The organism is Aquiflexum lacus, from assembly GCF_015476655.1.
GTDB lineage: Bacteria > Bacteroidota > Bacteroidia > Cytophagales > Cyclobacteriaceae > Aquiflexum > Aquiflexum lacus.
Genome location: NZ_JABFHF010000051.1, coordinates 7,448 through 19,028 on the forward strand (window position 1 = coordinate 7,448; position 11,581 = coordinate 19,028).

General features: G+C 40.0%; 1 protein-coding gene. It reads left to right on the forward strand.

All coding sequences use genetic code 11. The features are described 5' to 3' along the window. Positions 1–11,581: PKD domain-containing protein (locus tag HMJ38_RS24715; RefSeq protein ID WP_194977130.1), on the forward strand; the 11,581-nt coding region annotated here is incomplete at both ends.

Genomic DNA, 11,581 nt, shown 5'->3' on the forward strand with positions numbered 1-11,581 from the left:
GTTGAAAGTACGAATGCACCAACCGCAGGTGCCCTATCTTTTGACCCTGCTTCATTGGCTACCGGCTTGTCGCCAGAAACTACCGGCTCATTTATTGGAAATTTAAATGGCAGTGGTGCAACAGATATAGGATTGGTAATTGATGATGTTGTAAATGTTATCAATAAGAATAACACAGGTTTCAACGATTGGTTGACACTTCCAGGAACTGCTGGACTTGGTGAAATCACCTTTAACACCACATCGGTTGGTTTGCCACTTGGTACAACTAGGAACAATACCATCATAGCAACTGCAAAAGGGTTCTCACCAGCGTTACTAGAGGTTGATTTTGAAGTTACTGAAGGACCATGCAGTCCATTTAGTACTGTGCCTTGTGATCAGATTGTAAAATCTCTTCCGGTTAACTTAACTTTTGATGGAACAGAAGGTGGATTACTTTCCGGAAATGGATTAGAAACTGGATTCACCATGGTTGATCCATATTCAGGAACGAGAGTCGCTGAAGATGGAACACCTACTTTTGCTTCAATTCCATCCTACGAGCCTTCCAAATTGACCATTTCAGATGGTAATTTGGTAATGAATGCATCTAAGGGCATTGCATTTTTAACAAATAATGCTCAGATCAATACTTTAGGAATTGGGCTTCAAGGTATCAATACGAAGCTTACTATTGAAACGAAGTTATTGGGTATAAATACTGGTCCAAATGCTGCACAGGCTGGAATTTGGTTTGGTATTGATGATAAAAACTTTGTAAAACTAAATGTAAATGGAACTAATGTAGAGGTTAGGAGAGAAATCAATGACATATCTTCCACTGCAGCTGCTGCTTCCAATATCGATCAAATCCAAGTCACATCAGCTGTTACCGCTGGTTCTGATGTAACTTTACGCATGGAAATTGATCCAATTGGACAAACCATAACGTCATATTATGCAGTTGGTGAAGGAGCCTTTATCCAAGTTACGAAAACCGGATTCCCAACTTTAGCTTTACCTCAGGTTTATCTTGATGGGTTGAATTCCGGGGATTTGTTGGGTACAACTTTCGCTGGTATTTATTCCACTTATAGAAATAATGCAACTTCCTTCAATGCTACCTTTGACTACTTCTCAGTAAGTCAGGAAGAGGCAGGTCCAAATAGTCCTCCTGTTATTCTTCCTCAGGAATTTACAGTTAACGAAGGTATTGCAATTGGGACTACAGTAGGATTAGTTGAAGCAAGTGATGCTGACAATGATGATTTGTTGTATTCAATAACAGCAGGAAATAACGAGGGAATTTTCTCCATAAATGAAAATACTGGCGAAATCACAACTGCAGTTGAAATTGAATTCAATAGTAGTCCTCAATATATTTTGACCGTTGCGGTAAGTGATGGTATTGAAATTGTAGAAGCAAATATCACTATCAATATTACTGAAGTCATTACAACTGGCCCATGCTCTCCTTACAGTTTATTGGATTGTGATCAGATTGTAAGTTCCCTTCCTATAAATTTAACTTTTAATGGATCACAAGGTGGACTTTCAGATGGAAATGGTCTAAGTACCGGCTTTACTATGGCTGATCCTCATTCAGCGCCAAGGTTAACAGAAGATTTACCAATAACCTATCCGAATGTTTTAGGATATGAACCTTCCAAACTAAACATCAACAATGGTAATTTGACTATTTCGGCAACCAAAGGAATTGCTTTCCTTGCACCTCCGGCAAGTTCAAACAACAATACTCAGGTTAATTCACTTGGAACAGGTATTCAGAATATAAATACCCCTCTGACTATTGAAACAAAACTGCTTGGAATCAACACAGGTACAGGTTCTGGACAGGCTGGAATTTGGTTTGGTTTGGATGAAGATAACTTCGTCAAACTTGCAGTTATTGCCAATACTATTGAAATGAGAAAGGAACTTGGCGGGGTTTCTTCAACTGAGGCAAATACTCAGGATCAAATTTTATCCCCTGTCAATAATAGTATAACTGGGTCGGATGTGACTTTAAGGTTGGTAATCGATCCACAGGCACAAACTATAAAAGGTTTTTATGCAATAGGAAGTGGAGCTTTTGTTCAATTGACAAAAACCGGATTGGATGCTTTGGAATTGCCTCAATCATACATCAACGGAAAATCCATCAATGGTGAAATAACAGGTGTAAGTTTTGCGGGTATTTATGCAACCTACAGGAATGCAACCACACCATTTGATGCGACATTTGACTATTTCCAAGTTGAAAAGGAAGATGAGCCACTTGCATTTAATTTCACACCAAACACCTTGAATTTCAGTGGTGTTGAAGGTTCTATTATTCCTTCCCAAACTGTAACTTTATCTGCCACAGAAGGGAACCCAACTGTAACCTTAAGTGATGATCCTCATTCTGGAGAATGGTTGATCCTACCAGAAAACCCAACATTGGGTTCATTGGAATTCAACATTGTTGAAGGATTGACTCCTGGAACATATAGCACTACCATAATTGCATCCACAGATCCGGAGTTAGGATATCAAAATGCAGAATTGGTTGTCAATTTGGTTGTCACTTCAGAAAATTCTCCAAGTTTCGGAATAAATATCAATTTCTCTGATCCAGTTACTACACCTCCCGCAGGTTATTTGAGAGACGGTGGGGATGCATTTGGAAACAGAGGAAATGGAAACCTCTATGGTTGGCTTGATGCAAATACATCCAATCCAGCAAACCTTACGCTTAATGGCAGGAATAGGGCAGTAGTTGGTGTGGATGTATTGAATAATACCCTTATTCACATGCAATATGGAGATGTATCAACCAATGCCGCTAACGGATATTTACCTGATGCCAAATGGGAGATTGAAGTTCCAAATGGTAATTATCAAGTATCGGTAACTGTTGGTGATCCTAATATTGATGGATCGGTCGAAGATACTCCAAGCCATACTGTTGTAGTCGAAGGTGTCAATGCCATTAATGGTTTTGTTCCTTCGGGTGCCGTTGGTGCTGCTAGCAGGTTTACTTTAGGTACAGTAAATGTTGTTGTAAATGATGGAAGACTGACTTTAGATCCAGGAAATGGATTTAACACCAAAATAAATAGTGTATCTATCATTTCACTTGATGGTGAAGGAGGATTAACACCAAGGGTTTTGGGAGTGAATCCACCTAATGGCGCTGTCGGAGTGCCGGTAAATGCAAGTATATCTGCAAATAACCTTTTCACTCCTAATCTTGATTCCAATGGTAATGCAGGTGTAGATAATAATACAATCACCCCTGCGACAGTTAGATTGTTTAAAGTTGGAAATCCAACTCAAATCGCTGCAAGTTTGAATGGTACTGCTGGCGGAGATGCAATTAATTTGGTACCGACTTTGCCTTTGGAATCAAATACACTTTACAGGTTCGAAATTGAAGGAGTTCTTGACCTAACAGGCGTTCCATTCGAATCTTTCACTTCCACCTTTACAACAGGTGGTGGGGTCTCAGGCCCTACAACTGATCTTGATAATGTATCATTTACGCGTTTTGGTGCAGTGGTTTCCGGTACCAAAAAATATACAACCCTGACCATCGGACCAGATGAAAAATTATATGGTCTGACTATTGACGGTGAAATCCATAGGTGGATTATTGAAGCTGATGGTACTCTTTCGAACCAGCAAGTGCTTTTGGGACTTAAATCCGTTTATGGAGATCGTTCAGCTGTGGGTCTTGAGTTTGATCCTTCCTCAACAGCAGAAAACTTGATTGCTTATGTTTCACATAATAATTCAGGTTTGAATAATGCTCCCGATTGGGATGGAAAATTATCCAGATTAACAGGGCCAAACTTGGCAACTGAAGAGCTACTAATCACTGATTTGCCAAGATCTACTAAAGATCACTTGACAAATAGTATTGCCTTTAGACCAGGAGAGCCGAATATTCTATACTTCCTTCAAGGAAGTAACAGTGCAGCAGGTGCACCTGATGGCGCTTGGGGAAATAGAGAAGAAAGTCTGCTTACTGCTGCGGCGTTAAGACTTGACTTAACCAAGCTACCGGCTACGCTTCCATTAAATGTGAGAACAACCAGAAATCAAGCTGCAATAAATGCTGTGGATGTGAACTCTCCAACACTTGATGGTTTGTATAATCCATATTATATCAATGCGCCTTTGACCCTGTTTGCTTCTGGGGTTAGAAATGCATACGATTTGGTATGGCACTCTAACGGTCAACTCTATATACCAACCAACGGTACCGCAGGGGGAAGCAATTCACCTGCTTCAGTAAATGGAACAAGAAGACCTGACGGTACTTTCTACGACCATTCAAATCCATTATATCCTGTTATTCCAGGTACAACAAACAATGTAGTTCAAAGAGATTGGTTATTTAGGGTCAATCCAAATGAATCATTAGGCTACTATGGTCATCCAAACCCATTTAGGGGGGAATATGTGTTGAACAGAGGTACGGTTGATACAAATAAATATCCTGCAGGAATTCTTCCAGATCCAAATTATAGAGGGGCAGCATACGATTTTGGTTTCAATTTCTCTCCAAATGGGGTTATTGAATATAGAAGTAATGCTGAAAATGGAAATTTGACCGGAGCATTGTTGGTAGTTAGGTATAGCGGTGGTAGTGATATCATTGCTTTGGTTCCAGATGGACCAAATGGAGATATTTCAACCTTCAAAACAGGAATTCCTGGATTTACTGGATTTACAGATCCACTTGATTTGATTGAAGATGTGAAAACAGGTAACATTTATGTTTCTGATTTTGCAACTAACCAGATTATATTGTTGAAACCAAGTAATCAGGCAGCTCCGACACCTCTTATCGTATTGAATACTGATAAGGTTGTGGTAGATGCCGTAACCGCTAATGGAACCCCGAACTCCACTTTCACCCAAGAGATTCTACTTTCTAACCTTGGAAATGGTGTATTAAATGGAATTACAGCCCAGGTAACAGGAATTCATAGTGGGGACTTTACAATTACAAACTTGGTATCATCGGTAAATCCTCAAAATTCCGCTGCATTTAACGTTGTGTTTAATCCAAGTGCAAATGGGATTAGAAATGCGGTACTTACTGTTTCTGGAAGTAATGCTGAATCAGTAGTAGTTCCTTTGACAGGATTAGGCAAACAAGGAATTGGAGGTGCAAATGAACCTTCACTCCAATGGGTATTGGATGCTCATTTAGGCCAGGGTGTTGTTAATTCAGGAGATATCAATCCTGCCACAAATGTTCTTGATTTGCCAAGTGGTAAATCTTACAATGACTTGTTGGGCGATGAGGTTGATGTTCAGGAATTTGAAAGAGCTATAGACGCCCCTGTTACCATTGAGGTACTGAGTATTTTCGGACCAACTTCGAGCAATCCAATTGTTGCATTTGGATGGTATACCAGCGGAGATGCTTCCAGCACTCAGGAAATCTTTACTGTTCAGAACAATCTTCAAGGGAAAGGTGAGTCCAATGGTCAAACCTTGACGCCGATAATTACAGGAAGCACCGTATTTGATCCCGGTACAGGAAACTTTGGATTCTATAGTAGATGGCCGTTCTTCGGAAATCGTCAGCTGTTTAGTGAACATGATCTAAACACTTTCGACCAAAATATCCCTAGACATGTTAGAGTTTATGCATTACCTGGAGAAGAAAATGCTTATATCATAGCTACTGAAGAGCATATTTCAGGATTTGATTACCAAGATATAGTGGTAATTGCAAGAAATGTGAGGCCGGCAGTGAAACAAGCAATTGTTGAGATCAGTCCTGAAGAGTTGATTTTTGAAGTAGAAGTAAATAATGCCAATAATGGGTATGTAGGAAGAAAAACCAATACCCAAACTGTGACTTTAACAAATAATGGCAATGATGTTCTAAACATTTCAGGAGCTTCAATAATTAATGGTTTTGCAAATCAGTTTAATCCTGTGTCTCCATCTGGACCTGAAGTTTTAAATCCAGGAGAGTCCGTAGAGTACACAGTAACTTATGCCCCAACTTTAGACAATTCGAATTTGGGCTATCAAGATGCTACTCTTAGGATTGCAACTGATAATCCTGATCAACAATTTATTGATATAGGTTTGTATGCGTTGAAGAAAATTGGATTCGAAGGAGGAAATGAACCTACTTTACAAGCTGTAGTTGATGTATTGGGAATTGGGATCGATGTTGGCTGGACACAGTTGGCAATAGGAACAGGTACAGACCTTAAAGGAGAAGAGGTTCTGGTCCAAAGATGGGTGAAAGCTGGCTCTGGAAATGTCAATATTACTCCGGTAGGAAGATATTCACCTGCTGAAGAAATTCCTTTTGGATGGTATACCAGAGGTTCTCAGATTAGCCTTAACCAGGTAGGTGTCATGGCAGATGGTATTCAAAATGCCCAAACCTTATATCCTCCAATATCTGAAGGCAACTCATTCTTTGACCCACAAGGTTCTGTTTTTGGAATATATGTATCGTCTAATGTATTTAATAGAACGAATTACACTGAAGATGATATTAATACTGGTGGCGTTGCAAGAAGAGTAAGAACCTATCAAATGAAAGACCGTCAAGGTAACGTGATTGAAAATAGTTATCTGGTGAATTTTGAAGACGCATCAAATGGAGATTACCAGGATTATATGTTTGTAATTGACAATGTTGTCCCATTTGTTGATGGAACTTTAAGGTTGGAATTTGAGCCTTCTGTGATCAATCTGACAGAATCGATCAACGGAGACAATACCATTACAAGACAGGTGGTTCTTAATACAAATGGCCCAATTACTCCTGGGGAGGTAACTCTGTCTTCTGCAAATCCGAGAATAGGATTGCCTACTGAATTTGAATTTGGAGTTCCATTCGAAATAACTTTTGACAGAACCGGCTTAGGAATTGGTAATTATATAGCTACAATTACTGCCACATCAGCAAATTATGTTTCAGGAGAATTGAGTTTCAATCTTGAAATTTCATCTGAACCCGTATTTATATATCAATTCAACTTTCAAGATCCAACTAATGTAGCGGTTTCTCCGGAAGGATATATAGATGATTTGGGCTTATCATTTGGTCAAAAGAGTACTGCACTTGGGGATTTGAATTTCGGTTGGGTTCTTCCTGGTACCAATACACCAGCAAGTGCTGAGGCTAATGGTAGAAACAGAAATACAGGTGTCAATGATGACGCATTGCTGAAGACCTTCACTATAATGGGGCATAGGACTCCAGCTTCATTCCCGTTAAGGGATTGGATGGTCAACCTACCAAATGGTTCATATAGTGTAAATATCAGTGTAGGAGATATAGACTTTACTGATAGTAATCATCAATTGGATGTGAATGGAGTTAGGGTGTTGAGTTTTGATCAACAAAGCAACAATCCTGAGAACCTTATTAATTTCCAGGAAACTAAGATCGTTGAGGTCACTAATGGAGTATTGAGATTATCTCTTGGAGCTGGTGGAGTAAATGCCAAACCAAACTACATCCGCATAGCCCCAATAAATATATCTTCTGTTCCACCGGTAATCAATGCGATTTTTGATGGCAATATGGCCTCTGAAAATGTATACAGAGGAAACGTTTCAGTTTCTTTTGAGGCATTAGACCAAAGTCAAAGTGGAAGTATAGTTAGATTGGAGTATAGTCTTGATAATGCACCTCTGACCACCTTTACGGAGCCGCTTGTATTCAATCAGCCTGGAAACTACTCAATCATTGTTGAGGCTGAGGATGCAAATGGTAATACTACAACACGGTCATTTACCTTCTTAATAGAAGAACCATCAGGTGCTGTTCTACAGATGGACAATATGGCTAAAATCCCTGGAACCAATATTGGTTTCCCTGCTGAAGACTATTATACTTTCTCTAGGATTCATAGTATCCCGACAACTTCTACGGCCAAGTTTCATAATCAAAATACCATGAGACTTACCAATAGTGGTGCGAATGATCTGGTGATTGACAACATTAGTATCTCTGATCCAGCGAGATTCAATTATGTCATATTGCCTGAAGGAAGTCCTCAGACTTTCCCATTGGTAATCCAACCTGGTGCCTTCAAAGAATTATTAATAACCTTCACAGCAAATAATCAAAGCAATAGAACGCTGATGAAGGAGGAGATTACCATCGTGTCCAATGCAGATAACGGTCAGAACATTAAGGCGACCTTACATGGGGCAAATGCAGCCGCACTTGAGGGCAATAATGAAAATGATGCACAGGAGGTCTTTGATGCATTTGGATTTACCAGTAGTATGAGAAGTATCGTCAATGATGATGGTACCATTACGCCTCCAAATTCCAATCCTTTAAGACCAAGTTCGAATATGCCATTGGCAGAGAATATTGATGCGGGATATGAGGGTGATATAATTTTCTCGCCGACCTTTGTGCAGGCAGATCCAACCAAACCGGTAATTGGGGTTCAGTTATCAGCCCTTCATGGACCTGGTTCAAATGGAGCACAATTTGTGCAGGTTAATGGTACAGGAGTTGTTGGCGGAATGAGTTTCTCCCATAATGCAGATTGGTATCAATCCTTATTGCCTAAAAATAATGCTGGCAATTTGACAACTGATCTTGCTAATCTGATCAATGGTCCGTTTAGAATCGCTGTTGCTGGATATCCATCCAGTGGTGGAAATAATTTGAGTGGAAATAGGCCTGATTTATTGGGTCTAAGGATATACAAAGCGATTGATAGAAATGGAAATATCATTCCAAATGAATATATAGTCTTGCAGGATTTCATTGGTAGTGGTTGTGGCGCAGGTTCAGCAAATTGTGATTGGAATGACAATACATTCTATTTCAAAAATATCAGACCGGAAGCAGTTCCCACTGCTTCAGCAATAGCACCTGTCTTAGTCGATGCTACCATACCATTTGAGTTAGAGTTAGGAGGCAATTTCGATAAAGCCTATCCTGGTAATATCTTGACATTCAGTGCCACACTTCAGGATGGCTCATCACTTCCAACCTGGATGAATATCAGTACAACAGGAAAGCTTTCTGGAACTGTTCCAAGTGATGGAAACAATGAATATTTGGTAATTGTAATTGCCACTGATCTCAATGGATTGACGGCTACTGAGACCTTACAGGTTCAGGTTAATCAATTGCCTGAGGCCGTAGCTTCTGCAAACACGACACAAGGAAGAATTCCGCTGAGTGTTGAATTTAGAGGTGAAGATTCATCTGATGATGGAGAAATCGTTTCCTACAATTGGAATTTTGGTGACGGAGGTACTTCTACTGAGGCAAACCCAACATACGAATTCTTGAATACAGGTGAATTTGAGGTAACTTTAACTGTTACAGATGATAGAGGACTTGAAAATACAACATCGCTCAATATCAGAGCTATTGATTTTGGTCCACTCGCAGTTGCGAGTTCGGATGTGACTCAGGGATTGGCGCCTCTATCAATTGCTTTTGATGGAAGTCTTTCTGATTCTGATGTTGCTATTGTAGAATACAAATGGAATTTCGGAAATGGTGTTGAGGCCCTCGGTCCGATAGTTAATTATATCTACGAAGTTGGAGGTAATTATACTGTCACCTTAATGGTTACTGACGCCAACGGGCTTTCAGACCAAGTTTCACTGCAGGTTTCTGTTGCAGTCAATCAACCCCCTGTAGCAGTTGTTTCTTCGAATGTAACTTCCGGTGAATTCCCATTAACAGTCAATTTCAATGGAAGTGGTAGCACGGATGATTTTGGAATAGTCTCTTATCTATGGGACTTTGGAAATGGTGAAACTTCCAATCTTATTTCTCCTGTGGTGGTTTTTGAAGAAATAGGGATTTATGATGTAACCCTGACAGTCACCGATGAGCAAGGTTTGAGTGATGTTGATGAACTCACCATAACAGTAGTGGAACCACAACCCGAACCAAACTTTGTTTTGAGAATCAATGCAGGTGGACCGGAATTGACATACAACGGGGAAGTGTTTGCTGCAGATGTGAATTTTATAGGTGGTAAATCTTACACAAATACCAATGCAGCTGTTCCTGCACTATATCAAACAGAAAGAAGTGCCAATCCACCAACTTTTGGATACAACATTCCGGTGCCAAATGGTAGTTATAACATTAACCTTCACTTTGCAGAAATTTATTGGGGAGCTACAGGAGGTGGGCCAGGAGGAAATGCCGGTCAGAGAATTTTTGATGTCACTATCAATGGTCAATTGGTATTGGATAATTACGATATCAATGCCGAAGTTGGGCCTCAAAATTTAGTCATTAAAACTTTTGACGTAGAGGTGGTGAATGGACAGATTGTGATGGACTTCTCAGCACTTGCCAGTGTGGGCGGTGTCAATGAACCTAAATTATCTGCGTTTGAAATCTTTGGAGTAACTAATGTTCCAAATGAGGCACCTGTGGCAGTGGCAACAGCAGACCCATTGTCAGGTTTTGCACCATTGACAGTAGCGTTCAGTTCCGAAGGTTCATGGGACGATGATGAAATTGTGAGTTATTCTTGGGATTTTGGAGATGGAAATACTTCATTAGAGGAAAACCCAACTCACATTTATACTATACCTGGAAATTATTCTGCTGTCCTAACAGTCACGGATGGGGAAGGATTGATAGGAACATCATCCGTCGACATTATTGTTTCCGAAGAACCTGGAGATGGAGCTTTCAGCTTATATCTTAATACTGGTAGTGCTGCAAACGTAAGTTTAGATGGAAAAACATTTATAGGTGATCTTTCTTTCCCAAGTTACTACAATAGCACCCATACTTATACTAATGTGAATGCGAGTGCAATTCCACTTTATCAAACAGAAAGAGGTTCTCAGGCTGATTTGACAGTATTAAACTTTACAATACCTGTTCCAAATGGTGTTTACAATATCAGTACTTTCCATAATGAATTGTTTTTTGGCAAAGTTGCTGGTGCACCATCTGGTATTGCAGGCAGAAGGGTATTTGATATATTGATTGAAGGCCAAGTAGTGAAAGATGATTTTGATATTTTCTTGGAATCGGCAAATCAGCCGGTAGTTTTGAATTTCAATAACGTCGAAGTGCTTGATGGAATACTTAATATAAGTATGATTCCGAGTGCTAATAGGGCTAGTATATCCGGATTGTCAATAGAAAAAGTTGTTTCTAATGTTGAATTACCTGATGTTCCTGTCTTGTTGTCACCAGCAAATGGTTCAACTGAAGTGGATAGAATAGTCAACATAACATGGCAATCTGATTCTAATGCAGATGCTTATCAGGTGCAGGTTTCTACCGATAGTGACTTCGGAAACATTATAATTGATGAGTCTGGAATAGTGGAAAATGGCTATACCACCCCTGAACTTGGTGCCAACACCACTTATTATTGGAGGGTACTGGCATCCAACACGGCGGGCGATTCGGACTGGTCGGGGGTATGGAGCTTTACTACTGAGGAAGAAGTGGTTGTCAATCCTGACGAAGATCTTGTCGGCCACTGGAAGATGGATGAGGGATCAAGTAATATACTCATTGACGACTCCGGTAATGGCAATGATGCGGTTATTCAGAATACCATTGGGGTGACATGGACGCAGGGGGTCATGGGACTGGCACTTG